Here is a 23,635-nt window from a genome sequence, read left to right on the forward strand (position 1 = left end):
CGGCGAGCGGGCGTTCCCCGTCCAGACGCACGTCCTGCTGCCCCCGGCAGCGGGCCCGCCACCCCCCACTCCCGAGGAGATCAGCACGCCATGGCCATCGAGGTCCGGATCCCGACCATCCTGCGCACCCACACCGGCGGCAACAAGACCGTCGAGGGCACCGGGGACACCCTGGGGGCGCTCGTCGACGACCTCGACGCCAAGCACCCGGGCCTGAAGAACCGCCTCGTCACCGAGGAGGGCAAGCTGCACCGCTTCGTCAACGTCTACGTCAACGACGAGGACGTCCGCTTCACCGGTGCGCTCGACACCCAGGTCAAGGACGGCGACTCGGTGACGATCCTCCCGGCGGTCGCCGGCGGCTGCTGAGCACCCGCTCGGCGACCGTCCCTCCCCGCATCCCGGAAGAGCTCCCCATGGCCCGCTTCGCCTCCCTCGTCGACTCGCTCGGCAACACCCCGCTGGTCGGGCTGCCGAACCTGTCGCCGACCCCCGACGTCCGGCTGTGGGCCAAGCTGGAGGACCACAACCCCACCGGCTCCATCAAGGACCGCGCGGCGATCGCGATGGTCGAGGCGGCCGAGAAGGAGGGGAAGCTCAAGCCGGGCGACACCATCCTCGAGCCGACCAGCGGCAACACCGGGATCTCGCTGGCGATGGTCGCCCGCCAGCGCGGGTACCGGCTGATCTGCGTCATGCCCGAGAACACCTCCATCGAGCGGCGCCAGCTGCTGGAGATGTACGGCGCGCGGATCATCAGCTCCCCCGCGGCGGGCGGCTCCAACCAGGCCGTCGCCGTCGCCAAGGGGCTGGCCGCCGAGCACGGCGACTGGGTCATGCTCTACCAGTACGGCAACCCGGCCAACGCCGAGGCGCACTACACCGGCACCGGCCCGGAGATCCTCGCCGACCTGCCGTCGATGACCCACTTCGTCGCCGGCCTGGGCACCACCGGCACGCTCATGGGCGTCTCCCGCTTCCTGCGGGAGAAGAAGCCCGACGTCCGCGTGATCGCCGCCGAGCCGCGCTACGGCGAGCTGGTCTACGGGCTCCGCAACATCGACGAGGGCTTCGTCCCCGAGCTGTACGACCCGACGCTGCTGGACTCCCGGTTCAGCGTCGGGCCGCAGGACGCCGTCCGCCGGACCCGCCAGCTGGTGGAGCAGGAGGGGATCTTCGCCGGCATCTCGACCGGCGCCATCCTGCACGCGGCGCTCGGCATCGCCGACAAGGAGGTGGCGGCCGGGCGCAAGGCCGACATCGTCTTCATCGTCTGCGACGGCGGCTGGAAGTACCTCTCCACCGGCGCCTACGGCGGCACCCTGGAGGAGGCGACCTCCGCGCTGGAGGGCCAGCTCTGGGCGTGAGCCCGGGCACCCCGGACTGCCAGCTAGCCTGACCCGCGTGGCAGGGACAGTCGATCGGCCGGGGGACCCCGCGTGAGGCTCACCATCATCGGCTGCTCCGGCAGCGGTCCCGGGCCGGCGTCCCCCGCCTCCTGTTACCTGGTCGAGCACGACGGCTACCGGCTGCTGCTCGACCTCGGCAACGGCTCCTTCGGAGCCCTGCAGGGCCTGGCCGACCCCGCCACCGTCGACGCGGTGTTCCTGTCCCACCTGCACGCCGACCACTGCCTGGACGTCGCGCCGTTCGTCGTGTGGCACCGCTACTCGGGCCGCTCCACCCGGAAGCCGGTGCCGATGTACGCCCCGGTCGGCGCCGAGCGCCGGCTGGCCCTGGCCTACGACAGCGACGGCGAGGGGCTCACCGACGTCTTCGACTTCGTCCCGGTCGGGGCCGGGCAGCTGACCCTCGGCCCGTTCACCGCCGCACTCGCCCGCACCGCCCACCCGGTCGAGTGCTACGCGATCCGGCTGGACGCCGGGGGCCGGTCGCTGGTCTACACCGGGGACACCGGGGCCAGCGCCGCCGTCGTCGAGCTCGCCCGCGGCTCCGACGTCCTGCTGGCCGAGGCGGCGCACCCCGACGTCCCGGACCTGCCGCCCGCCCTGCACCTCACCGGCCGGGAGGCCGGTGAGCACGCCGCGGCGGCACAGGTCGGCCGGCTGCTCCTCACCCACGTGCCGGCCTGGATCGACCGCGAGGCGCAGCTGGCCGCCGCGCGGGAGGTCTTCCCGGCCAGCGAGCTGGTCGAGCCCAGGGGCACCTACGACGTGTGAACACTTGCCCGGCCGGGTCGGGCCGGGCACGGTGGGCCGGTGGTCGACGACGAACGGGACGGCGTCCGGCTGACCAGCCTGGACGCGCCCCTGGGTGACGGGCTCGACGTGACCAAGGGCGACCTGGTCGACCACCTGGACGCCTTCGCCGACCGGCTCGTGCCGCAGCTGGCCGGGCGGCCGCTGTCGGTCATGCGGGTGCGCCCGGGGCAGCAGCCGTTCATGCAGCGCAACGTCGCCAAGGGCGCACCGGAGTGGGTGCGGACGGTCGCCGTGTGGTCCGCGGGCGCCCACCGCGAGGTGCACCAGGTGCTCTGCGAGGACCGGCGGACGCTGCTCTGGCTGGCCAACCAGCGCGCGGTGGAGTTCCACGTGCCCTTCGTCCCGGCCGGCGCCGAGGAGCCCACCGGGATCGTGCTCGACCTCGATCCGCCCGAGGGCGCCGGGTTCGACGTCGTCGTGCGGGCGGCGGAGCTGGTGCGGCGGGCCCTGACCGACGCCGGGCTGGCCGGAGCGGTGAAGACCAGCGGCTCCAAGGGAGCGCACGTCGTGGTGCCGGTGCGGGGGACGCGGGCCGACGACGCCGCGGCCGCCACCCGCGCGCTGGCCGTGCGCGCCGAGCGGCTCGACCCCGAGCTCGCGACCACCGCCTACATCAAGGCCGACCGGGGCGACCGGGTGTTCCTGGACTCCACGCGCTCCTACTCCTCGACGATCGTGGCCGCCTACAGCCCGCGCGTGCGGCCGGGGCTGCCGGTCTCGGCGCCGGTGCCGTGGCCGGAGCTGCCGGCCGTGCGGCCGGCGGAGATCACCGTGCGGACGGCGGCGGAGCGGCTCGGTGACGGCGACCCGTGGGCGGAGCTGCTGCCCGAGCCGCAGGAACTGCCCGCGGAGCTGGTCGCCGAGGGCCACACCATCCCGGTCGCGCGGGTGCAGGCGATGCACGAGGGGAAGCGCCGGGCGCGGGCGCGCCGCGCGGAGGAGGGGGACTGACGGTCCCGGGCGCCTTCCACAGGTCCGCCCGCCGTCCACCGCCGGTCCGGCCGCCGAGGGCAGGGTGTCCGGCCCCCGGCGCACCCTCCCGGGCATGACGACCGATCCGCAGACAACCGCCTGGCTCGACCAGGAGGACGCCCACCTCGCCGCGGTGATCCGGCAGCACCGCTGGGCCGTGCAGTACGTCGGCGCCGGCGACGACCCCGGCGAGCCCGCCTTCGGCTACACCGTCGGCCTGTTCGGTCTGGGGCACCCCGAGCTGGTCGTGGTCGGCTCCTCGGCCGACCAGACCCACACCCTGCTCGACGAGGTCGCCGCGATGGTGGCCGGCGGGCGCGACCTCGTGCCCGGGGAGTTCGTCTCCTGGCCGGGATGGGCGGGGCGCCTGTACGTCGAGGTCTGCCCCAACCCCGGCGAGGTGCTCTTCTCGGCCAACCGCTTCTACCAACGGCCGGCCGACCACTCCGTCCCCGCGTTCCAGCTGACCTGGCCGCACCGGGACGGCACCTTCCCGTGGCAGCCCGGCTACCCGTGCGGGCCGGCGTGCCAGCCGCGCCCGGGGGAGTGGCGGGCGTGAGGCCGCCCGGGCGTCCTCACCCGGGCGGAGCGCGACAGCCGGGTCACGGTCCGCCCGCTGCGCGGCCGTGTCGCGCTCCGGGGGTTGTCCGCCGCCCCCGGACGCGTCGACGATCTGCGGTCATCGGCCGCCGAACACCCCGGCCGCCGTTCCCGGGCAGGGAAGGAGAAGGCGATGGCGCGCATCCACCCCGGGCGGTTCGGCGCGGAGATCGACGGCGACTTCGTGGTCTTCGTGATCGGTGCCCGGCTCAACAAGCCGTGGCGGGCGTTCCAGGCCTTCCTCGACGTCGGCGGCCGCCGGCGCGGCATGCAGGCGATGCTCGCCGACCTCATGGCCCATCCCGAGAAGGGGCTGCTGGCCTACCGGACCTCGGGGCTGCTCGTCGTCCAGTACTGGCGCAGCTTCGAGCACCTGGAGGCCTTCGCCCGCGACCCCGGGGACCTGCACCGGCCGACGTGGCTGCAGTGGTACAGCCGCGATCGGCACGGCCGCACCGGCATCTGGCACGAGACCTTCCTGGTCCGGGCCGGCGAGTACGAGGCGATCTACAGCGACGTGCCGGAACAGGGGCTGGCGGTGGCCGGCCGGGTGGTCCCGCTGGCGGGCAACAGTTCCGCGCGGCTGCGGCTGCGCCGGACGGCCGCCGAGGGCCAGGCGCCGGTGCCCGAGCCGCGGGCTCCGCGGCCCGCTCCGGCGCCCGAGCCCGCTCCGGCGAGCGAGATCTGGGCCGACTGACCGCGGCGGCTCCCGCCCGCCCGGCGGCCCGGGCCCGTTCGGCGGCCCGGGCCCGTTCCGAGCCGGCCGAGGGCGACCGGCGGCACCCGCTAGCGTGCACTCGTGATCATGGTCGCCGCGCTCGTGGGCGCTGCACTCCTCGCCGGCCTGGCCGTCTTCCAGCTGCTGCTGATCGCCGGCGCACCGCTCGGCCGGTTCGCGTGGGGTGGGCGCACCTCCGTGCTGCCGACGGGTCTGCGCATCGGCAGCGCGGTCTCCATCGCGCTGTACGCCGTCTTCGCGCTCGTGGTGCTGCAGACGGGCGGGATCTCCGGCGTCCTGCCCGGCGGTCTGGCCGGTGTCGCGATCTGGGCGCTGGCGGCCTACTTCGCGGTCGGCGTGGCCATGAACGCCGCCTCCCGCAGCCGCCCGGAGCGGTTGGTCATGACGCCGGTGGCCCTGGCCCTGGCCGTGGTCTGCCTGGTGCTGGCCCTGCACTGACGACGCCGGGCGCGCGGACCCGCCGCGTCCGTGCCGGACACCCGCCGCCGGAGGCGGCGGCCCGGCCGAGGGAGGGGCCGGGCCGGGGGTCAGCCGAGCCCGAGTTCCCGGCGCAGCTTGGCGACGTGCCCGGTGGCCTTCACGTTGTACGACGCCTTCTCGATGCGGCCCTCGGCGTCGACGATGAAGGTCGACCGGATCACCCCGACGACCTCCTTGCCGTAGAGCTTCTTCGGCCCGAAGGCGCCGTAGGCCCGCAGCACCTCCTTGTCCACGTCGGAGACGAGGGTGATCGACAACCCCTCCTTCTCGCGGAAGCGCAGCAGCTTCTCCGGCGGGTCGGGGGAGACGCCGATGATGTCCAGCCCGGCCTCGGCCAGCTCGCCGGCGGACGCGGTGAAGTCGACCGCCTGCGTGGTGCAGCCGGGGGTGAGCGCGGCCGGGTAGCAGTAGACGATCACCCGGCGTCCCCGGTGGTCGGCGAGGGACACCTGGTTGCCGTCGGCGTCGGGCAGCGTGAACTCCGGCGCCGGGTCCCCGGGTGCGAGGCGGACGGGGGCCGCGTCGATGCCGCTGTCGGTGTCGGTCATGCCCGGCATCCTGCCGTGCTCCGCCGACACCGCTCTACGGGGGCGCACCGACGGGGGAGGCGCTCAGCCGGCGAGGAAGGACAGCCGCACGTGGCGCTGCGGGTTGTCGGTGTTGGTGTCGACCAGGCAGACCCGCTGCCAGGTGCCCAACTGCATGCGACCCGCGAGCACCGGGATGCTCGCGTGCGGCGGCACGAACGCGGGGAGCACGTGGTCCCGGCCGTGGCCCGGGCTGCCGTGCCGGTGCCGCCAGCGGTCGTCGCGGGGCAGCAGGACGTCGAGCTGGGCCAGCAGGTCCTCCTCGCTCCCCGACCCGGTCTCGATCACCGCGACGCCGGCCGTCGCGTGCGGGACGAAGACGTGCAGCAGCCCGTCGGTCTCGCTCCGCACGAACTCGGCGCACTCGTCGGTGAGGTCGACGACGGTGGGCACGCCGCCGGTGCGGACCGCTCGCAGCTCCGATCGCATGCCGGGATCCTGCCCGGCCCGACCGGCGCCCGCCCGCCGCGCACTACTGTCGGCCTCCGTGAGTGCCGCAGCCGCCAGTCCGCGCCCCGACGGCCGGGAGGCCGACCAGCTCCGTCCGGTGACGATCACCCGTCACTGGCTCGACCACGCCGAGGGGTCGGTGCTCGTCGAGTTCGGCCGCACCCGCGTCCTGTGCGCCGCGAGCGTCACCGAGGGGGTGCCGCGGTGGCGCAAGGGCTCCGGCCTGGGCTGGGTCACCGCCGAGTACTCGATGTTGCCGCGGGCCACCCACACCCGCAGCGACCGGGAGTCGGTGAAGGGCCGCATCGGCGGGCGCACCCACGAGATCAGCCGACTGATCGGTCGCTCCCTGCGGGCCTCGATCGACCTGGCCTCGCTCGGGGAGAACAGCATCGCCATCGACTGCGACGTCCTGCAGGCCGACGGCGGCACGCGGACGGCGGCCATCACCGGGGCCTACGTCGCCCTGGCCGACGCGGTGTCATGGCTCGGCGCCCGCCGGAAGCTGGCCCGGCCGACGGCGATCGTGCAGTCGGTCGCCGCGGTGAGTGTGGGCGTGATCGAGGGTCAGCCGCGGCTGGACCTCGCCTACGAGGAGGACGTCCGCGCCGGCACCGACATGAACGTCGTGTGCACCGGCGACGGCAGCTTCGTCGAGGTGCAGGGCACCGCGGAGAACGGGGTCTTCGACCGGTCCGCGCTGGACGCCCTGCTGGACCTCGCCGTCGGCGGCTGCGCCGAGCTGTCCCGGCTGCAGGCCGAGGCCCTCGCCCGATGAGCGGCCGGCTGCTGCTGGCCACCCGCAACGCCGGCAAGCTCGCGGAGCTGCAGCGGCTGCTGGAGAGCGCCGTCCCCGGGGTGTCGGTGGTCGGGCTGGCCGACGTGGCGTCCTATCCCGAGGCGCCCGAGACCGGCGCCACCTTCGCGGAGAACGCGCTGCTCAAGGCGCGCGAGGCGGTCCGGTACACGGGGCTGCCGGCGGTCGCGGACGACTCCGGCCTCGCCGTCGACGCCATGAACGGGATGCCCGGCGTCCTCAGCGCCCGCTGGTCGGGCCGGCACGGGGACGACGACGCGAACACCGCCCTGCTGCTGGGCCAGCTGGCCGACGTCCCCGACGAGCGGCGGGGCGCGGCGTTCGTCTGCGCGGCCGCCCTGGTCACCCCCCATGGCGGCGAGCGGGTGCTGGAGCGCTCGTGGCGCGGCCGGGTGATCCGCGAGAAGCGGGGCAGCAACGGCTTCGGCTACGACCCGGTGTTCGTCCCGGAGGGGCTGGAGCTCACCTCGGCCGAGCTGGCCCCGGCGGAGAAGGACGCCCGCAGTCACCGGGGCCAGGCCTTCGCGGCGCTGGTGCCGGTGGTCGCCGAGCTGCTCGGACGCGCCTGAGCGGCGCGCTCAGCGCGCGGCGACCCAGCCGATGAACCACAGCGAGAACGCGGCGATGGCCGGCGGGAACCCGAGGACGAGGAAGGCGGCGAACGCCCGGTCCAGTCGCCAGACGAGGCGCTGGCGCGGCCCCTTCATCCGGTGCCGGCCGGTCAGAGGCAGCGCGGTGCGGGCCACCGCGGCCTCCTCCCCGGCGGTCAGCGCGACCGAGCGCGCGGCCTGCCACGCCTCGACGCGGGCCCAGCCGGGGGCGACCCCGCAGACCAGGGCGAGCACGGCGGCACCGCCGAGCACCGGCAGCAGGTCGACGACGCCGAGCACCAGCAGGCCCGCGGCGGCGGCGCCGGCCGTGAAGCCGGCCACCGTGACCGCCGCGAAGCAGAAGACCGCCCCGAAGGTCACCATGAGGATCGCGTAGCCGGGGAGCATCGCCTCGTCCCACGTGTTGCCCATGACGAGCATCAGCGGGATCTCGGCGGCCAGCACCAGCCCGCAGGTGAGGAACACGCGGCGCAGGTCCACCCGCGGCGGGCGGACCGCCCACGAGGTGTCCGGCCGGGCGGGAGCCATCGCCTGGACAGCGGTCACGACTGCACCTCCGGTGCGACGTCGGTCCAGGCCAGCCGGCCGTGGACGTCGGTGCCCGCGTGCCGGCCGGAACCGGCGGGCACGGGGGTCTGGGTGTCGGCGGCCGCGGCAGCTGCCGGCGCCTCCGGGCCCTGGGTGTGCGCGGAGAGACCGTGCTGCGTCTTCTCCCAGTAGAAGGGCTTGGTGAGCAGCTGCCAGGCCGCCTTGTACGACGCGATGGAGTGCAGCAGCCAGTAGAGCGGCGACAGCAGCGCGAAGGGCACCAGGCCGTAGCTGCGCCGCTTGAAGCCGGCGAGCAGCGACAGGTAGATGATCACGCCGTTGCCGAAGAGCAGGTTCGCCAGGCTCACCAGGGTCAGCCACTCGGGCAGGTCCGGCACGATGACGCCGGGGAACAGCAGGTCGGCGAGGAACAGCGCGTACAGCCACGGGGTGGCCAGGAACATCAGCGGGGTGCCGCCGATGAGCAGCGCGAAGCCCAGCGACTGGCGCAGGCCGACGGTGCGGACGAGCTTCACCGGGTGCCGGGTGTGCACGAGCACCGTCTGCATGTAGCCCTTGATCCAGCGGCTGCGCTGCCGGATCCAGTTGCCGACGGCCATGTTGGCCTCTTCGTAGGTCGTCGAGTTGACGACCGCGACGCGGTGGCCGCGGGCGGAGGCCCGGATGCCCAGGTCGGCGTCCTCGGTGACGTTGTACGGGTCCCAGCCACCGAGCTGGCGGAGCAGGTCAGTGCGGAAGTGGTTGCTCGTGCCGCCCAGGGGGATGGGCAGCCGCAGCTTGTCCAGGCCGGCCAGCGTGTAGTCGAACCAGGAGGAGTACTCGAGGGTGAACATGCGGGTGAGCAGGTTCTCCCGCGCGTTGAAGTAGTTCAGCGCCGCCTGGACGCACACCAGGTCCTCGCCGCCCTTGCGGAACGCGATCAGCGACTTCTTCAGCTGGTCGGGGTCGGGCCGGTCCTCGGCGTCGTAGATGACGACGAACTCACCGCGGGCGAAGGCCAGGCCGACGTTGCACGCGCGGGGCTTGGTCTTGGGCAGCGAGTGCGGCACCACGATGATCCGCACCAGGTCCGGCGGGGCGGCGGCCAGCGCGGCGGTCAGCGTCTCGGGGTCGTCCTCCTCCAGCAGGAGCAGGATCTCCAGCTTCTCGCGGGGGTAGTCCAGCGCCGCGAGGTTGCGCATGAGCAGGCCGACGATGCCGGCCTCCTTGTAGACCGGCACGAGGATCGTGTACCGCGGCAGTTCGGTGTCCTCCAGGGCGGCGACCTCGGCGTCGGTCACCTGCTCGACGGTCTCGTAGGCGGTGCCGACGGTGCTGATCAGGGCCTTGGTGCCGACGGCCAGGGCGACGGCGACGTTCACGATGGCGACCAGCCAGAACATCGTGGTGGAGAACCACAGGGCGGCGCAGGCGATGGTCCCGACGGCGACCGTCACGCCGAGGGCGACCTGCTGCCAGACGAACACCTTCGACGCCGACTCGTCCGGTCGCCGCTCCGCGAGGGAGCGCACCGCGTCGTGCACGAGCTCGTCGCGCCAGACGGTGCGCAGCGCGCGCTGCACGTCCCAGTCGGTGGTGACGACCTGGCGGACCCGCCGGATGCCGGTGCGCTGCACGACCTCCTGCGCGACGTGCGCCGAGGGGCGGCCGGCGGTGGCCACGACGACCCGCAGCTCGCCGTCGGCGTCCTCCTCCACCTGCAGCGGCACCCACACCTCGCGGGCCAGCATCGCGGAGGGGAACAGCCGGGCCAGGTCGGGGTCGACCTCGACCGGGTCGACGAAGGCCATGTCCGCGCCCCACACGTCGGCGAGGGCCACGTACAGCTGGCGACGGGTCACCAGGCCGCGGGCGAGGAGCACCGCGCCCAGCGGCTCGCCGATCCGCTCGTGCTGCCGGAGGGCGTCGAACAGCTGCGGCTCGGTGAGCACGCCCTGCTCGACCAGGACGTCGCCCAGCCGGCGCTCGGGCTGCGGCAGGGCCGAGCCGGGCGCCGGGACGGCGGAGGGCGCACCGGCCGATGCCGGCTGCGAGAACAGGAGCGTCACGGGAAGGTCGTCGGCATCCCGGGGGCCTGGTCTCAACCGCAGCCCCCCGCGGGTCACCCGTTCGGGGGAGGGGTGGCCGGGGTGAAGCCCAGCCAGTCCAGCAGGTCACCCTCGGCCTGCCGGTCGGAACGCGCCGGCTCGGCGTCGGGCGCCCGGTGCCGGCCGCCGGCGACGGAGCCGTCGGTCGGGCGGAAGAGGAACGCGGAGGCGAGGGAGGCCAGCCGGGTGGCGAGGACGGTCACCGGAACGTCGTCGGCACGCAAAGGGCCGGGGTGGAGCGGGAGAACCCGATCGGGCGACACGGACGACCCGATCGGGCGACGGCCGCGGCCGGCGGGTCAGCGGCGACGCCGCCGGGTGCCGAAGAGCCCGCGGGTGATCTCCCGGCCCAGGGCGGAGGCCGCGGAGCGGGCGAAGGAGCGGAAGACCGACGAGCCGAGTACCTCTCCGAGCACGCCGTCGTCGTCCGCCGCCGGCCGCTCGGGGGCCCGGCGCCCGGACGTCCGGCGCCGCGGTGCCCGGCGCTCGGGCACCTCGTCCTCCTCGGGAGCGGGTGGCGGGGCGGCCAGCCGGGCGGTGAGCCGCTCGTAGGCCGAGTCGCGGTCGACCGGCTGCCCGTAGCGCGCCGACAGCGGGGACGCCGCCACCGCCTGCGCGACGACCGCCGGGTCGGCCGGTGCCATGAGCGAGCGCGGCGCGCGCAGCAGCGTGGCGGCGACCGGGGTGGGTGCGCCCCGCTCGGAGAGGACGGTGACCGCGGCCTCGCCGGTGCCGAGGGAGGTCAGCAGCTCCTCGAGGTCGTAGTCGGCGGTCTTCGGGAACGTCGAGACGGTCCGGCGCAGGGCCTTGGCGTCCTCCGGGGTGAACGTGCGCAGTGCGTGCTGCACGCGGTTGCCGAGCTGGCCGAGCACCCCGCTGGGGACGTCGGTCGGGTTCTGGGTCACGAAGAAGACGCCGACGCCCTTGGAGCGGATCAGCCGCACCGTCTGGGTGACCGCCTCGAGGAACGCCTTGCTCGCTCCGGCGAACAGCAGGTGCGCCTCGTCGAAGAAGAACACCAGCTTCGGCCGGTCGAGGTCGCCCACCTCCGGCAGCTCCTCGAACAGCTCGGCCAGCAGCCACATGAGGAAGGTGGAGAACAGCGCCGGGCGGTCCTGCACCGCGGCCAGCTCGACGGCGGTGACCACGCCGCGGCCGTCGTCCGTCGTGCGGATCAGCTCGGCCGGCTCGAACGCGGGCTCGCCGAAGAAGACGTCGCCGCCGAGGTCCTCCAGCGCGATGAGTTCCCGGAGGATCACCCCGGCGGTGGCGGGGGAGAGCCCGCCGAGGCCCTTCAGCTCGGCCCTGCCCTCGTCGCTGACCAGCCAGGAGAGCAGTGCCCGCAGGTCCTTGAGGTCCAGCAGGGGCAACCCGGCGTCGTCGGCGTGGTGGAAGACCAGCCCCAGTGAGCTCTCCTGCGTCGCGTTGAGGTCGAGGACCTTCGACAGGAGCACGGGGCCGAAGTCGCTGATCGTGGCGCGCACGGGCACGCCGGTGCCGAGGCCGCCGAGGGCCAGGAACTCGACGGGGAAGGCGGTCGGCGTCCAGTCGTCGCCGGTCTGCCCGGCGCGGGCGGTCACCCGGTCGCCGGGGACGCCGGCCTGGACCAGCCCGCTGAGGTCGCCCTTCACGTCGGCCAGCACCACCGGGACGCCGGCCGCCGACAGCTGCTCGGCGAGCAACTGCAGCGTCTTGGTCTTGCCCGTGCCGGTGGCGCCGGCGATCAGCCCGTGCCGGTTGAGCATCGACAGCGGCACGCGCACCGCGGCGTCCGGGTGCGGCTGCCCGCCGTGCAGGACGGAGCCGAGCTCCAGGGCGGGGCCGTCGGTGGCGTAGCCGGCGGCGATCCGGACGGCGGTCTCTGCGACGGACGGCGGAGCGGCCGGTTCGGGCGGCGTCACGGCGCCGACCGTAGCCGCCGGGAGCCCGGTGCCGCCCGGGCGCCGCGTCCCCCGTTCGAGGGACACCGGGTCGCCGCCGACGCCAGGGGTGCGCCCGCCGACCCGATCCCCTCCCCAGACGGGCCGCGCCAGGTGGCCGCCGCGAGCGACGGGACGACAGACAGATGAGCACCTCTGGCACGCCGGGCGGTGACGTCCGACCGGTCGGCGCGCGTTTCCCGCGCTCGCCCGGCTCGCACCTGCCCGGTCACACCGCGACCGCCGGCCTGGTCGGCGTCCTCCTGGCCCTGACCGCCTTCTCGGTGTCCGCGGCGATCACCAACGCCGGTGCCGCCGCCCAGGCCGAACGCGGCGTCTCGGTCTCGCAGTGGTCCGCGGAGGCCGAGCGGTCGGTGCTCCGGGAGGAGGAGCTCGGCGAGCGGCTCGCCGCCGGTCCGGACTCCGAGCTGTGGACCGAGTACGGGCTGGCCCGGGTGGCCACGCGCAACGCGCTGGTCCAGCTCGGCGCCGTCCGGGGGACCGATCACGCCCAGCTGGTCGACGGCTGGCTGCGGCTGCACCTGGAGTACGGCCAGGCCATGGAGGGCCAGATCGCGGCCGCGTGGCTCGACCCGTCGGCCGTCGGCGCCTACCACTCGGAGCACGTGCACCACCACCACGAGCAGCTGGGGGCCGCTGTCCGCGCGGAGGCGGAGGAGCACCGGGACGACGCCCGCCGTGCCCTCGACTCGATGGGCCGCACCCAGCGCGTGCTGCTCGTGGTCACGCCGGCGGTGTTCGGCGTCGGGCTGGCGCTGGTCGCGTGGTTCACCGTCGTGCTCTCCCGCAGCCGCCGGGCGACCCTCGCGCAGGCCGAGGTGAACCGGCAGCAGGCGCTGCACGACGCGCTCACCGGTCTGCCGAACCGCACGCTGCTGCGGCAGCGGGGGATCGCCGCCCTGGCCGAGGACGCCGGGGCGCCGACGGCGCTCATGCTCATCGACCTGGACCGGTTCAAGGAGATCAACGACACCCTGGGCCACGCGCACGGCGACCTCGTCCTGCAGGCCGTGGCCGACCGGCTGCGCGTGTCCGTGCGGGGCAGCGACACCGTGGCCCGGCTCGGCGGTGACGAGTTCGCGATCCTGCTCCCCACCGTCGACGGACCCGAGGTCGCGCTCGAGCTGGCCCAGCGGGCGCTGGCGGTCATGGAGGCCCCGATCGACGCCGACGGGGTCTCCCTCGACGTCGACGCCAGCATCGGGATCGCCCTGTCCGGCCAGCACGGCACCGACGTCGAGACGCTGCTGCAGAACGCCGACATCGCCATGTACTTCGCCAAGGACCGCAGCCTCGGTGCCTGCGTCTACGACTCCGAGCTCAACGACCACAGCCCCGAGCGGCTCGGCCTGCTCGGTGAGCTGCGGCGGGCCATCGACAACGGCGAGCTGGTCCTGCACTTCCAGCCCAAGGTCTCGGTGCCCGGTGGGGAGGTTCGCGGGGTCGAGGCCCTGCTGCGCTGGCAGCACCCCGTCCGCGGGCTGATCCCGCCGGCGGCCTTCATCCCCGTCGCCGAGCGCACGCCGCTGATCCGGCCGCTGACCCGCTACGTCCTCGCCGCCGCCCTCGACCAGTGCGCCCGGTGGCAGGACGCCGGCCGGGAGCTGCACGTGGCGGTCAACGTCTCGGCCCGGAACCTGCTCGACGAGCGCTTCGTCGACGACGTCCTGGAGCTGCTCGCCGCGTCGCGGGTGCCGGCCTGCCGGCTGGAGCTGGAGGTCACCGAGAGCGCGATCATGGCCGACCCGGACCGGGCCCGGCGCATCCTCGGCCGGCTGGCGGCGGCCGGGATCACCCTGTCGATCGACGACTTCGGCGCCGGGTACACCTCCCTGGCCCACCTCAAGGACCTGCCGGTGCACCAGCTGAAGATCGACCGCTCGTTCGTCGCGCAGATGACGGCCGACCGCGGCAACGCGCTGATCGTCCGGTCGGTCGTGGAGCTCGGGCGCAACCTCGGGCTCACCACGGTCGCCGAGGGCGTCGAGGACGGGCAGACGTGGGACCAGCTCGAGGAGCTCGGCTGCGACGTCGCCCAGGGCTACCACCTGTGCCGCCCGCTGCCCGCGGCCGAGCTCGAGGTCTGGTTCGACGCCGTCCGGACGGTTGCCGTCTGACCCTCGCCCGACCGGGGGCGTGAGCTCCGGGCCCCGGGGGCACACCGTCCCCGTGCAGGTCCACGTGGACGCGGTGACGTCGCTGCGCTTCGACGACGGCTCACCGGTGACCGCGGCCTCCGCCGTCGCGCCGTTGGGGGACGGCTGGCTGATCGCGCAGGACGACGCCACGTCCGCCGCCTGGCGCCGTCCCGGGCGGGTGACACCGGTGCGGGTGCTGCCGCCCGTGGAGGGCCGAGACCGGTTCACCGAGGCAGCGGGGACCAAGCACCTCAAGCCCGACCTGGAGGTGGCCTGCCCCGTCGAGGTGGACGGGGAGCCGGCCGTCCTGCTGCTCGGATCGGGCTCCACGGCGCGGCGCATGCGCGGCGTCCTGGTGCGGCTGGTGGACGGGCACCCCGTCGCCCGGGCCGGGTCCCTGGCGCCGCTGTACGAGAGCGTCGGCCGGCGACTGGGCCTGGCGCCCGAGCGGCTCAACCTGGAGGGGGCCAGCCGGCACGGCGACGTGGTCCGCTGGTTCAACCGCGGCAACCTGGCCGCCGGCGTCCCCTCCGGCAGCGTGGCGGTGCCCCTGGCCGGGCTGGTCGACGCCGTCCTCGGCCGGACCGGGGCCGCCTCGGTGCCGGTGGAGGAGCCGCACGTGTACCGGCTCGGCGAGGTCGAGGGTGTCGGCCTCGCGGTGACCGACGCCGTGGCGCTGCCGGACGGACGGCTCGTCCTGAGCGCCGCCGCCGAGGACACGCCCAACGCAGTCGACGACGGCCCGGTCGTGGCGACCGCGCTGGCGCTGGTCGACGGCGAGGAGGTCCTGGACGTCGCGCCGATCCCCGAGGTCGAGGGCCGGGTGCTCAAGGTCGAGGGCCTGGCACTGCGGGCGGTCGAAGACGGCGAGGTGCACCTGCTGGCCGTCGTGGACGCCGACGACCCGGCCGCTGCGTCCGTCGAGCTGGCACTGCGCGCCCGCCTGACCTGAGGCCGGCGCCGGCCGATCGAGTGCGGGAGGCGGGAGTCGAACCCGCACGCCCGGAGGCACCAGATCCTAAGTCTGGCGTGGCTGCCGTTACACCACTCCCGCGTGAGCCCCGAGTCTAGGAGGCGGCGGCGGGGGAGCCCCGGGACGTGGCGGGTCGCCCGTGCGGGTGCCCCGTCCCGACGGGAACGGGCTGGACGGAGCCCCGTCTGGCAGTCTGTCGCCGTGCCTCGCGACCCTCGACAGATCCAGCTGGAGATCGACGCCGCCCGTGAGTCGCTGGCGGCCACCCTCGACCAGCTGGTCTTCCGCAGCAGCCCGCAGCGACTGAAGGCGCGGGGCCAGGCGGCGGTCCAGAACTTCCTGACCACCGCCGCGGGGAAGGCGACGGTCGGCGCGCTGGGCCTGCTCGTGACGCTGGTCGTCGTCCAGAAGGTCCGGAACCGCAACGACTGACCGGCCCGTGCGGCACCCGCGCCCCGACCCGGTGGGTCCGGGGCAGGAGTCGGTGTGGAGCTATCCGCGCCCGCCGTCGGCCGAGGTCACCGGGCGCCGGGTCGTCGTCGAGCTCGGCGGCCGCGTGGTGGCCGACAGCGTCCGCGCCGTGCGGGTCTGCGAGACCAGCCACCCGCCCGTCTTCTACGTCCCGCGTCCCGACGTCGCCGACGGCGTCCTGCGGCCCGCCGCCGGCACCTCCTGGTGCGAGTGGAAGGGGGCGGCGACCTACTGGGACGCCGAGGTCGACGGCGAGCGGCTGCCCGCCGTGGCGTGGTCCTACGAGGACCCGGCGCCCCGGTACGCGCTGCTGCGCTCGGCCGTGGCGTTCTATCCGAGCCGGGTCGACCGCGCCCTCGTCGACGGCGAGATCGTCCGGGCGCAGGCCGGCGACTTCTACGGCGGCTGGATCACCGCCGAGGTCGTCGGGCCCTTCAAGGGGGAGCCCGGAACGCTGGGCTGGTGAGTCAGCCCTGCTCGGGCCGGGCGTTGCGGATCAGGGGCATGACGACGATCTCGAGCACCTGGTCGATGTAGGCCTCGTCGACCGGCTCCCCGGTGAGCAGCCACCGCTGCACGATGAGGGCGCTGGTGGCCTCCGCGGTCACCGACCGCGCCAGCCCGGGGCGGACCTCGCCGCGTGCCTCGGCGCGGGCCCACATCTCGGCGTAGGCGCCGCGCCACACCGCGAGCGGGCCGTTCTGGAAGGCCTCCACCAGGGCCGGCTGGTGCTGCATGGCCGGCAGGAGCGAGCGGATGGCGGCGCCGGCCGGGCTGTCGATCATCGTGCCGACCAGCCGCATCATCGCCCGCAGGTCACCCTCGATCGAGCCGGTGTCCTCGGGGACGGCGATGGCGCGGTTGAGGTCGGAGATGGTGTCGACCACCAGGTCCTGCTTGGTGCGCCACCGGCGGTAGATGGTGGCCTTGCCGACACCGGCCTCCGAGGCCACGGCGTCCATGGTGAGCGCCCCGTAGCCGACCTCGGCGAGCAGTCGCAGGATGGCCGCCCGGATGACCCCGTCGCGGCTGGGATCGCGGGGGCGCCCGCCCCGGGAGGGGCGGGGCGAGTCGATCATCTGAGCAGCGAACATGGGGTGACCTTAGACATTCAGGTTGAGGACGGATGCCAGCCACGCGTGGGCTTGGCGTGCGACACACCCGGACAGGGGACGCTCACCGACCGGAACCGCCGCGCGCGCCTGCCCGACCGGGTTGCGGCCCTCGGTCATCCTGCAGGGGTGGCAAGCACCGACGGCGGCGCCCGGCGCCGGGAGTACTGGCACGTCCCCGGTCACGCCGGTCGGGTCCTCCTGGGCAGCACGGACGGGGACCTGCTGGCGGCGGTGGCGCGGACCGCGCGGGCGCTCGGGCTGCCGGTGGCCGGCGGGCCGGACCTCCTCGACCTCACCGACGAGGACGGCGGCCGCGGCATCGCCCGGCTGTTCCAGCGGCTGGCCCGCGAGCTGACCACCGCGGAGGCCGACCACGTCCGCGTGGCGACCGACCCCCCGACGCACGGATCCGCGCTCGCCGGACGGCTGCTGACCGCCCCCACCCTCGCCGTGGAGCTGGCCCGCCGCGGGGTCACCGCCGAGATCGGCGTCCTCGCCGAGGCCGAGCTGTGGTCGGTGTACCAGCCCGTCGTCCGGCTGTCCGACCGCTCGGTCGTCGCCCAGGAGGCGCTGCTGCGGGGCCTGGTGGACGGCCGCGAGGTCGGCGGGGAGGACCTCTTCTTCGTCGCCGAGTCCGCCGGCTGGCTGCCGCGGCTGGACCGGATCGGCCGGGAGTCGGCGATCGCCGGCGCTGCGCCCTGGCTGGACGACGCCGACCTGTTCGTGAACTCCGACCCGGCGTCGGTCATCCGGCCGCGGACCGACCTGGCCTCCACCGAGCAGGCGCTGCACGACGCCGGCATCGAACCGACCCGGCTGGTCGTCGAGGTGGGTGAGGTCTCGGCGGTCAGCGACCGTGGGCACCTGCTGTCGGTGCTCGAGCACTACCGCTCGCTGGGCTGGCGGGTGGCACTCGACGACGTGGCGGCCGGCTGGTCGAGCCGGTCGCTGCTCGCCGCCGTCCGCCCGGACGTGGTCAAGCTCGGCAGGCCGCTGGTGCAGGCGCTGCCCGACGACGGCGCCCGCACGATGGTCCGGTCGGTGGTCGAGCTGGCCCACCGGCTGGGTGCGCTGGTCGTGGCCGAGGGGGTCGAGACCGAGCAGGTCGCCGAGGAGGTCACCCGGCTGGGAGCCGACCTCGGTCAGGGCTGGCTGTTCGGGCGGCCGGCCTCCCGTTGGACGCCGTCCGCCCGCGTCGTCACGCGCTGAACGCAGGGCGTCCATCTCCGCAGCGTGCCCGCGATGCCCCGGTTGCACAGGGGCACGAGGACGTCTCCGGGGGGTCCGGAGTGCTCTGCGGTCCGGGCCCTTCGACCCGTTGCGGGATCAGTGCAGTCCCCATCCGGTGAGCACCGGCCGGCGGTGCTCGTGCCCGAGGATCCCGTAGGAGCCGGCCGGCAGTGCGAGCAGGGCGCCGGCGGCCGGCTCGAGGCGCAGCCAGCGGGCCGTCAGCACCCGCAGCACGTGCCCGTGCGCGACCAGTACGACGTCACCGTCGGGCAGGACCTCCCGGGCGCGCTCCAGCACCCGGTCCACCCGCACGCCGACGTCGGCCAGCGTCTCGCCGGGGGTGTCCCCGGCGATCGTGCCGTCGACCCAGATCGACCACACCCGGCCGAGTTCCTCGCTGATCGCCGCGGTGGTGCGGCCCTCGTAGCCGCCGTAGTCCATCTCGACGAGGTCCTCGTCGGTGCCGGTCACAGCGAGCCCGGCCAGCTCGGCGGTACGGCGCGCCCGGAGACGGGGGCTGACCCACACCGCCGCGAACTCCCGCCCGCGGAAGGTGTCGGCCAGCCGGCGGGCCTGCGCTTCGCCCTCGGGCAGGAGCGGCAGGTCGGTCACGCTGGTGTGCTGCCCGCTGAGGCTCCACTCCGTCTGGCCGTGGCGCAGTACGACGATCTCGCCCATCGGGCCATCCTCCCTCTCCCCGGCGGTCCATCCTGGGCATGCAACCCGGGGTGTCCGCAGAGGGCCGGTCCGCGCTCCCGCGGAAGCGCCGCCGTCAGCGCCAGCGCCGCAGGGTCCCGAGCCGCCCCGTGTGGCGCGCCGGGCGGTCGTCGGCCCGCCGGGTGCCACGCACCTGGTGCAGGACTCCGGAGCGACGGGCCGGGGGCACCGGCTCGGCCGGGAACAGGGGCAGGAGCCGGTTCGCGGCCGGCCGGACCGGGTCCTCCCCGGCCAGTGGCCCGTCGAGCTCCAGCCGGTCGGCCAGGCCGGCGGCCCGCACCAGCCGACGCGTGGCGGCCGGGGCCCCGACCACCCGGCACGAGCGTCCCGCCGGCGACAGCGCGTCGGTGAAGCGGGTCAGGGCGTACAGCGCCGAGCAGTCCCGGAACCGGGTACCGGCGACGTCGACGACGACCCGGCCGGTGCCGAGGCCGGCGGCCTCCTCCAGCGCGCTGGTCAGGCGACCGACGGTCGAGACGTCGGCGTCGCCGACCACCCGGACGACGACCAGATCGGGTGCGGGGACGAGGGCGACTCGCAGGTGCGGCACGGGTACTCCGGCGGGGTGTGCAGCGACCGCCTCTGGCTCCAGCGGCTGCCCGCGACGCTAGCCCCGACGGGACGCCGTCACAACACGGAGTCCTCGATCGACTGCGCAGCGCTCAGGCGTGTCGCCGGCGACCCGCCGCGACGACGCCGCCCCGCACGCGGCACCATGGCGGCGTGGACGCCGAGGACTTCCGCCACGTCAGGGACGCCGTCCGGCAGTTGGTCCGGGAGGTCGTCGTGCCGCTCGAGGAGCGGATCGAGGAGGAGGACCGCATCCCCGACGAGCTGCGCGCCCGCGCCGCCGACATGGGGCTGTTCGGTTACGCGCTGCCCGAGGAGCACGGCGGTCTGGGCGTCACGATGGCCGAGGACGTCGAGCTGGCCATGGAGTTCGGCTACACCACGCCGGCGTTCCGCTCCCTGTTCGGCACCAACAACGGGATCGCCGGCCAGGTGATCGCCCGGTTCGGCAGCGAGGAGCAGAAGAAGGCGTACCTGCCCCGGCTGGCCTCGGGCGAGCTGATCGGCTCCTTCGCCCTGACCGAGGCCGAGGCGGGCTCCGACCCCGCCGGACTGCGCACCACCGCCCGCCGGGACGGTGACGGCTGGGTGCTCAACGGCGTCAAGCGCTACATCACCAACGCCCCGCTGGCCGACCTGTTCGTCGTGTTCGCCCGGAGCGACCCCGAGGAGCGCGGCGGCCGGGGCATCTCCAGCTTCGTCGTCGACGCTGCCACGCCCGGGCTCACCGTCGGACCGCACGACCGCAAGATGGGGCAGTCCGGCGCCTGGACGGCGGAGGTGTTCCTCGACGACGTGCGGGTGCCGGCAGGCGCGCTGGTCGGTGAGGAGGGGCGCGGCTACGCGAAGGCGCTGACCGTGCTGTCCCGCGGCCGGTTGCACATCGCCGCGCTGAGCGTCGGCATGGCCCAGCGGGTGCTCGACGAGTCGGTCGGCTACGCCGCCACCGCCCAGCAGGGCGGTGCCCCGATCGGCCGGTTCCAGCTGGTCCAGGCGCACCTGGCTGACATGCACGCCGAGCTCCTGGCCGGGCGGAGCCTGGTCCGCGACGTGGCCGCCCGCTACGACACCGGCGAGGACACCTCCCTCGGGCCGTCGTCGGCCAAGCTGTTCTGCACCGAGATGGTCGGCCGCGCCGTCGACCGCGCGGTCCAGGTGCACGGCGGCCTCGGCTACCTGCGCAGCACGCCGGTCGAGCGCTTCTACCGCGACGCCCGTCTCCTCCGGCTCTACGAGGGCACCAGCGAGGTGCAGCGCGTGATCATCGGCGGCGGGCTCCTGCGCGACGCCGGCATGCCGCGTGCCTGAGGCGGATGCGCGGGCCGCCCGGCGGGAGGTCGTGGGCGAGCTCGGTGCGGCGCTGCGCGAGCTGGTCGACGCCGCCGTCCGCACCGAGGTGCCGGGCGAGGAGCTCGCCGCCGTCGCCGCGGCCGCCCGTGGCCTGGCCGACCGCCTGCGCGCGGAGGCGCGGGACGTGCACGAGGTCGCCTCCGTCGACGACCCCGACCTGGGCGAGCGCTGGTACAGCCCGGTCTACGGCCCCGGCAGCCCCGTCGCGCCGCCGTTGGTGGCGACGAGCACGCCCGACGGGCGGGCCACCGGCCGGGTCACCGTCGGCAAGCCGCACGAGGGGCCGCCCGGACTGGTGCACGGCGGCGTCGTCGCGACCCTGCTCGACCACGTGCTGGCCCGGGCCGTGCGCGCGGCCGGCCGCGGCGGCCTGACCGCCACGCTGACCGTCAGCTACCGCCGGCCGGTGCCGCTCGGCATCCCGCTGGTGCTCACGGCGGAGGCGGGGGAGGCCGACGGGCGGCGCACGACGGCGACCGCCCGGCTGGCCGCCGAGGACGACCCGGGCACGGTGCTCGCCGAGGCCGACGGCCTGTTCGTGGCCATGCGGCCGGAGCGCGCGGCGACGGTGTTCGGGTCGACCGGACGGTCGGCCGGCGCCTGGACCGCCCGCGGCGACTAGCGAGGGTCCGGCGACGGTCGCCCCGAAGGCGGCCTCAGGGACAGTTCGCTCGTGATGACCAGGGCCGCCCTGCTGCCCGGGGTGGTGGTCGGTGCCATGTCACGCCGTTACCTCCCGGCCCACCTTCGTCCGGCGGACGTGCTCGCCGTGAGCTCGGCTTCCGGCCGTTGTCCTGCTCGTTCGGTCCTTGATGGGGTGACCGATGAGTCCCAGCAACAGCAGGAGTCAGACCCCCATGCCCAAGGTCACCGCACACCTGTCCATCTCGCTCGACGGCTACGTCGCCGGCCCCCGCCAGACCCGGGAGGAGCCACTCGGCGTTCTCGGCGAGGACCTGCACCTCTGGCATCTCGGCCAGACCGACAACGACGTCGACCACGCGATGACTGCGCGGATCCTCGCGCCGCGCGGCGCCTACGTGATGGGGCGCAACATGTACGCCCCCGATCGTGGTGAGTGGGCCGACGCCGCCGGTGGGGAGATGTGGCGCGGCTGGTGGGGCGAGGACCCGCCGTACCACGCGCCGGTTTTCGTGCTGACCCACTACCCGCACGACCCGGTCGAGATGGAGGGCGGCACCACCTTCCACTTCGTCACCAGCTTCGAGGAGGCGATGGAGCGCGCAGTCGAGGCGGCGGGCGATGACACGGTCACCATCGCCGGAGGAGCGAGTGCGGTCCGGCAGGGCTTCGAGGCGGGCGTGATCGACGAGATCATGCTCAGCCACGCGCCGATCGTGCTCGGCGGCGGCGAGTCGCCGTTCGCGGGCCTCGCCAACCTCCGGCTGAAGCCGATCGAGGTGCACGCGTCGCCGAACGCGACGCACATCGTCTACTCGACGCGGGACTTGGGAGACACCTCCTAGTCTAGCTAGCTGCCGAACGCCGAGGTCCCGCCCACACCGGGGACGGATTCCGGGCCTCCGGCACCCAGCAGCGGTCGTCGGCATGGGCTCCCACACGGCGACCCAAGCGAACACGAGTACCCCTGGCCACCCCGGCGACGATCCCCCGACTGACGCGGCCGCGCGCGTGTCGACGTTCGTCTCAAGGGTGGCACGAGCCGCCCAGTGGATGTTGACGCGGAAGTCCCTGAGTGCGCCGATCAGGGCGACGAGAGCTCCGGCTCGGTCTCCTCGCCGCTGTCGGTGACGCATCTGCCTTCCGCGCCGTGACGCTGGCCATCCTGCGGCCGATCAGGAGGGTGCCACGACACCAGGATCTCGTCGTCGCCGATGCGGACCAGCACCTGCTCCATGTCGAGATCTACCTGGTGGAACTCGGGACGTTGCGGCGTGATGGGTTTCCCCGTCACCCCACAGCGAGGCCGATGAGTTCGTGGTTCCCGGCCGGTCCACGCTCGTGACACCCGAGGAAGGACACCGCCATGTCGGAGCTTCTCGTCGATTTCATCACCTCCCTCGACGGCTACGCATCGGGCGAGGGATGGCCCGGTTTCTGGGGCCTGGAGGGCCCGGAGTACCTCGCATGGCTCGGCGAACAGCCCGAGGTCACCTACCTGATGGGAGCGAACACCTACCGCCTGATGTCGGGCTTCGCCGCCGGCGATGTCCCGAGTGGCCAGGACGAGTTCAGGCCCGAAGAAGAGGCGTCCGTCGACGAGCTCACGCGCGCGTCCAAGGTGGTGTTCTCCTCCTCACTCGAGGAGCCACTGACGTGGGCCAACTCCACGCTCGTCCGCGGTGACGCCGTCGAGGCGGTCCGCGCCATGAAGTCGAGTGGCTCGGGGCTCCTCAGCACGATCGGCAGCCTCAGCCTGTGCCGGTCCCTGCTACGAGCCGGACTCGTCGACCGCTTCCGGGTCGGGATGTTCCCGGTGATCACCGGGGCCACGGGCGCAGAACGCATCTACGACGGCTATCCGGACGTCGCCCTCGAGATGATCGAGCACCGCACCTTCGACGGCCGCATCCAGATGGTCGAGTACAAGCCCCGCGTGCTCGAGCACCCGCCGCTCGGCGCCCCTGCGTGATGTCGCCCCCGTCCGCCGGTCTGGACGGCCGCCCGAAGTGCAGACCGCGGCCGACCGGCTTGGTCATGAGACAGCCCAGCGTCTGACCATCTGGCTCGGCGATGATGGCGCCTGTCTCGTCCGCGAGCTCGCGTGAAATCGTGGCAGCTGTCTCGCGGAAGGCGCCCGACTCGGAGCGAACAGCGCTGTCAGCGGCCCCTTGCACGTCCGCATCGGTCCTGATCGTGAGCCGGCAGATGCAGCCGCTCCGCGGCACCTGAGCTTCGCTACCTTCTGTCGGCCAGCCGCTTCAGACCCCGCAACTTCCTCAGCCCTGAAGCTTGTCCATAGTGGGCCGCTCTGGGACAGCTGGCTGCGAAGGCGGCCTCGGGGACGCCCACCCAGCCGGATTCGACGCCGGAGG

The 23,635-nt window shown here is 74.4% G+C and carries 28 protein-coding genes and 1 tRNA gene; 18 read left to right on the forward strand and 11 right to left on the reverse strand.

The annotated features are described in order from the left end of the window. Positions 1–90: 90 nt before the first annotated feature. The 7 genes from MY520_RS17940 (at position 91) to MY520_RS17970 (ending at position 4,971) form a co-directional block, all read left to right on the forward strand. On the forward strand, positions 91–369 hold the full coding sequence (locus MY520_RS17940) for a ubiquitin-like small modifier protein 1 (RefSeq protein WP_436693918.1): 279 nt from the start codon (positions 91–93) through the stop codon (positions 367–369). 47 nt (positions 370–416) lie between these two features. Continuing rightward, positions 417–1,367 (forward strand): PLP-dependent cysteine synthase family protein, encoded by a 951-nt coding sequence (locus MY520_RS17945; protein ID WP_436693919.1) that lies wholly within the window; start codon positions 417–419, stop codon positions 1,365–1,367. Positions 1,368–1,439: 72 nt separating this feature from the next. Next, a complete protein-coding gene (locus MY520_RS17950; RefSeq protein WP_436693920.1) occupies positions 1,440–2,180 on the forward strand; it encodes an MBL fold metallo-hydrolase in 741 nt (246 codons plus the stop codon). Positions 2,181–2,219: 39 nt separating this feature from the next. Further along, on the forward strand, positions 2,220–3,173 hold the full coding sequence (locus MY520_RS17955; RefSeq protein ID WP_436693921.1) for a DNA polymerase domain-containing protein: 954 nt from the start codon (positions 2,220–2,222) through the stop codon (positions 3,171–3,173). 94 nt (positions 3,174–3,267) lie between these two features. Continuing rightward, complete coding sequence (locus tag MY520_RS17960) at positions 3,268–3,753, forward strand: DUF4262 domain-containing protein (RefSeq protein WP_436693922.1); 486 nt, start codon at positions 3,268–3,270, stop codon at positions 3,751–3,753. A gap of 174 nt (positions 3,754–3,927) precedes the next feature. Further along, entirely contained in the window at positions 3,928–4,491 is a 564-nt protein-coding gene (locus MY520_RS17965) for a DUF4188 domain-containing protein (RefSeq protein WP_436693923.1), read from the forward strand. A 108-nt stretch (positions 4,492–4,599) separates the two neighbouring features. After that, positions 4,600–4,971 (forward strand): hypothetical protein, encoded by a 372-nt coding sequence (locus tag MY520_RS17970; protein ID WP_436693970.1) that lies wholly within the window; start codon positions 4,600–4,602, stop codon positions 4,969–4,971. 89 nt (positions 4,972–5,060) lie between these two features. Here the strand turns inward: MY520_RS17970 and bcp are convergent, their stop codons facing one another. Together bcp and MY520_RS17980 are read right to left on the reverse strand one after the other, a co-directional pair. After that, positions 5,061–5,561: a thioredoxin-dependent thiol peroxidase gene (gene bcp, locus MY520_RS17975; RefSeq protein WP_436693924.1), complete on the reverse strand. Its 501-nt coding sequence runs from the start codon at positions 5,559–5,561 to the stop codon at positions 5,061–5,063. A gap of 63 nt (positions 5,562–5,624) precedes the next feature. Further along, positions 5,625–6,029, reverse strand: a complete 405-nt coding sequence (locus tag MY520_RS17980) for a YjbQ family protein (protein WP_436693925.1) — start codon at positions 6,027–6,029, stop codon at positions 5,625–5,627. 58 nt (positions 6,030–6,087) lie between these two features. Here MY520_RS17980 and rph point away from each other — a divergent pair, with 58 nt between their 5' ends. Together rph and rdgB are read left to right on the forward strand one after the other, a co-directional pair. Beyond that, positions 6,088–6,828: a ribonuclease PH gene (gene rph / locus MY520_RS17985; protein ID WP_436693926.1), complete on the forward strand. Its 741-nt coding sequence runs from the start codon at positions 6,088–6,090 to the stop codon at positions 6,826–6,828. Next, positions 6,825–7,436, forward strand: coding sequence for an RdgB/HAM1 family non-canonical purine NTP pyrophosphatase (rdgB, locus tag MY520_RS17990; RefSeq protein ID WP_436693927.1), 612 nt, complete (start codon positions 6,825–6,827; stop codon positions 7,434–7,436). Before rph ends, rdgB begins: the two co-directional genes overlap by 4 nt. A 9-nt stretch (positions 7,437–7,445) precedes the next feature. Here the strand turns inward: rdgB and MY520_RS17995 are convergent, their stop codons facing one another. The 4 genes from MY520_RS17995 to MY520_RS18010 all read right to left on the reverse strand — a co-directional run bounded on the left by MY520_RS17995 (position 7,446) and on the right by MY520_RS18010 (position 12,015). Next, positions 7,446–8,024, reverse strand: coding sequence for a hypothetical protein (locus MY520_RS17995; RefSeq protein ID WP_436693928.1), 579 nt, complete (start codon positions 8,022–8,024; stop codon positions 7,446–7,448). Next, on the reverse strand, positions 8,021–10,075 hold the full coding sequence (locus MY520_RS18000) for a glycosyltransferase (protein ID WP_436693929.1): 2,055 nt from the start codon (positions 10,073–10,075) through the stop codon (positions 8,021–8,023). The genes MY520_RS17995 and MY520_RS18000 overlap by 4 nt, the downstream gene beginning before the upstream one ends. 53 nt (positions 10,076–10,128) lie before the next feature. Next, complete coding sequence (locus MY520_RS18005) at positions 10,129–10,317, reverse strand: hypothetical protein (RefSeq protein WP_436693930.1); 189 nt, start codon at positions 10,315–10,317, stop codon at positions 10,129–10,131. Positions 10,318–10,413: 96 nt separating this feature from the next. Further along, on the reverse strand, positions 10,414–12,015 hold the full coding sequence (locus tag MY520_RS18010; RefSeq protein WP_436693931.1) for a helicase HerA-like domain-containing protein: 1,602 nt from the start codon (positions 12,013–12,015) through the stop codon (positions 10,414–10,416). Between the two features lie 164 nt (positions 12,016–12,179). Here MY520_RS18010 and MY520_RS18015 point away from each other — a divergent pair, with 164 nt between their 5' ends. Together MY520_RS18015 and MY520_RS18020 are read left to right on the forward strand one after the other, a co-directional pair. Next, positions 12,180–14,171 (forward strand): putative bifunctional diguanylate cyclase/phosphodiesterase, encoded by a 1,992-nt coding sequence (locus MY520_RS18015; protein ID WP_436693932.1) that lies wholly within the window; start codon positions 12,180–12,182, stop codon positions 14,169–14,171. Positions 14,172–14,223: 52 nt separating this feature from the next. Then, positions 14,224–15,144, forward strand: coding sequence for a DUF6910 family protein (locus MY520_RS18020; protein WP_436693933.1), 921 nt, complete (start codon positions 14,224–14,226; stop codon positions 15,142–15,144). Positions 15,145–15,165: 21 nt separating this feature from the next. On the opposite strand, the gene MY520_RS18025 is transcribed toward MY520_RS18020, so the two are convergent. Then, positions 15,166–15,246: transfer RNA gene (locus MY520_RS18025), tRNA-Leu, on the reverse strand. Between the two features lie 120 nt (positions 15,247–15,366). Between MY520_RS18025 and MY520_RS18030 the strand changes: the two genes are divergently transcribed. Then, positions 15,367–15,597 (forward strand): DUF3618 domain-containing protein, encoded by a 231-nt coding sequence (locus tag MY520_RS18030; RefSeq protein ID WP_436693934.1) that lies wholly within the window; start codon positions 15,367–15,369, stop codon positions 15,595–15,597. Between the two features lie 7 nt (positions 15,598–15,604). Beyond that, entirely contained in the window at positions 15,605–16,102 is a 498-nt protein-coding gene (locus tag MY520_RS18035) for a DUF427 domain-containing protein (RefSeq protein ID WP_436693935.1), read from the forward strand. A 1-nt stretch (position 16,103) separates the two neighbouring features. Here MY520_RS18035 and MY520_RS18040 read toward each other — a convergent pair whose 3' ends face one another. Then, positions 16,104–16,730 (reverse strand): TetR/AcrR family transcriptional regulator, encoded by a 627-nt coding sequence (locus MY520_RS18040; protein ID WP_436693936.1) that lies wholly within the window; start codon positions 16,728–16,730, stop codon positions 16,104–16,106. 147 nt (positions 16,731–16,877) lie between these two features. On the opposite strand from MY520_RS18040, the gene MY520_RS18045 reads away from it, so the two are divergent. After that, positions 16,878–17,960: an EAL domain-containing protein gene (locus tag MY520_RS18045; RefSeq protein WP_436693937.1), complete on the forward strand. Its 1,083-nt coding sequence runs from the start codon at positions 16,878–16,880 to the stop codon at positions 17,958–17,960. A gap of 117 nt (positions 17,961–18,077) precedes the next feature. Here MY520_RS18045 and MY520_RS18050 read toward each other — a convergent pair whose 3' ends face one another. Together MY520_RS18050 and MY520_RS18055 are read right to left on the reverse strand one after the other, a co-directional pair. Beyond that, positions 18,078–18,659 carry a histidine phosphatase family protein gene (locus MY520_RS18050; protein WP_436693938.1) on the reverse strand — a complete coding sequence of 194 codons (582 nt, stop codon included), beginning with the start codon at positions 18,657–18,659 and terminating at the stop codon, positions 18,078–18,080. A 94-nt stretch (positions 18,660–18,753) separates the two neighbouring features. Continuing rightward, positions 18,754–19,248 carry an STAS domain-containing protein gene (locus MY520_RS18055; RefSeq protein ID WP_436693939.1) on the reverse strand — a complete coding sequence of 165 codons (495 nt, stop codon included), beginning with the start codon at positions 19,246–19,248 and terminating at the stop codon, positions 18,754–18,756. Positions 19,249–19,421: 173 nt separating this feature from the next. Between MY520_RS18055 and MY520_RS18060 the strand changes: the two genes are divergently transcribed. The 3 genes from MY520_RS18060 (at position 19,422) to MY520_RS18070 (ending at position 22,105) form a co-directional block, all read left to right on the forward strand. Continuing rightward, the gene (locus MY520_RS18060) at positions 19,422–20,576 is read left to right on the forward strand and encodes an acyl-CoA dehydrogenase family protein (RefSeq protein ID WP_436693940.1); all 1,155 of its coding nucleotides are present in this window, start codon (positions 19,422–19,424) and stop codon (positions 20,574–20,576) included. Continuing rightward, a complete protein-coding gene (locus MY520_RS18065) occupies positions 20,569–21,240 on the forward strand; it encodes a PaaI family thioesterase (RefSeq protein ID WP_436693941.1) in 672 nt (223 codons plus the stop codon). The genes MY520_RS18060 and MY520_RS18065 overlap by 8 nt, the downstream gene beginning before the upstream one ends. 235 nt (positions 21,241–21,475) lie before the next feature. After that, positions 21,476–22,105: a dihydrofolate reductase family protein gene (locus MY520_RS18070; protein ID WP_436693942.1), complete on the forward strand. Its 630-nt coding sequence runs from the start codon at positions 21,476–21,478 to the stop codon at positions 22,103–22,105. Positions 22,106–22,344: 239 nt separating this feature from the next. Here the strand turns inward: MY520_RS18070 and MY520_RS18075 are convergent, their stop codons facing one another. Then, positions 22,345–22,497, reverse strand: coding sequence for a hypothetical protein (locus MY520_RS18075; protein ID WP_436693943.1), 153 nt, complete (start codon positions 22,495–22,497; stop codon positions 22,345–22,347). A gap of 129 nt (positions 22,498–22,626) precedes the next feature. Here MY520_RS18075 and MY520_RS18080 point away from each other — a divergent pair, with 129 nt between their 5' ends. Further along, complete coding sequence (locus tag MY520_RS18080; RefSeq protein ID WP_436693944.1) at positions 22,627–23,232, forward strand: dihydrofolate reductase family protein; 606 nt, start codon at positions 22,627–22,629, stop codon at positions 23,230–23,232. Positions 23,233–23,635: the final 403 nt, after the last annotated feature.

It is taken from the genome of Geodermatophilus sp. CPCC 205506 (assembly GCF_051383635.1).
Classification (GTDB): Bacteria; Actinomycetota; Actinomycetes; order Mycobacteriales; family Geodermatophilaceae; genus Geodermatophilus.

Coding starts and splice junctions, on each gene's coding strand:
- MY520_RS18075 (WP_436693943.1), bottom strand. CDS start 22,497: ATGGAGCAGGTGCTGGTCCGCATCGGCGACGACGAGATCCTGGTGTCG.
- MY520_RS18040 (WP_436693936.1), bottom strand. CDS start 16,730: ATGTTCGCTGCTCAGATGATCGACTCGCCCCGCCCCTCCCGGGGCGGG.
- MY520_RS18050 (WP_436693938.1), bottom strand. CDS start 18,659: ATGGGCGAGATCGTCGTACTGCGCCACGGCCAGACGGAGTGGAGCCTC.
- MY520_RS17945 (WP_436693919.1), top strand. CDS start 417: ATGGCCCGCTTCGCCTCCCTCGTCGACTCGCTCGGCAACACCCCGCTG.
- MY520_RS17980 (WP_436693925.1), bottom strand. CDS start 6,029: ATGCGATCGGAGCTGCGAGCGGTCCGCACCGGCGGCGTGCCCACCGTC.
- MY520_RS17965 (WP_436693923.1), top strand. CDS start 3,928: ATGGCGCGCATCCACCCCGGGCGGTTCGGCGCGGAGATCGACGGCGAC.
- MY520_RS18015 (WP_436693932.1), top strand. CDS start 12,180: ATGAGCACCTCTGGCACGCCGGGCGGTGACGTCCGACCGGTCGGCGCG.
- MY520_RS17960 (WP_436693922.1), top strand. CDS start 3,268: ATGACGACCGATCCGCAGACAACCGCCTGGCTCGACCAGGAGGACGCC.
- rdgB (WP_436693927.1), top strand. CDS start 6,825: ATGAGCGGCCGGCTGCTGCTGGCCACCCGCAACGCCGGCAAGCTCGCG.
- MY520_RS18070 (WP_436693942.1), top strand. CDS start 21,476: ATGCCCAAGGTCACCGCACACCTGTCCATCTCGCTCGACGGCTACGTC.
- bcp (WP_436693924.1), bottom strand. CDS start 5,561: ATGACCGACACCGACAGCGGCATCGACGCGGCCCCCGTCCGCCTCGCA.
- MY520_RS17940 (WP_436693918.1), top strand. CDS start 91: ATGGCCATCGAGGTCCGGATCCCGACCATCCTGCGCACCCACACCGGC.
- MY520_RS17970 (WP_436693970.1), top strand. CDS start 4,600: ATGGTCGCCGCGCTCGTGGGCGCTGCACTCCTCGCCGGCCTGGCCGTC.
- MY520_RS18080 (WP_436693944.1), top strand. CDS start 22,627: ATGTCGGAGCTTCTCGTCGATTTCATCACCTCCCTCGACGGCTACGCA.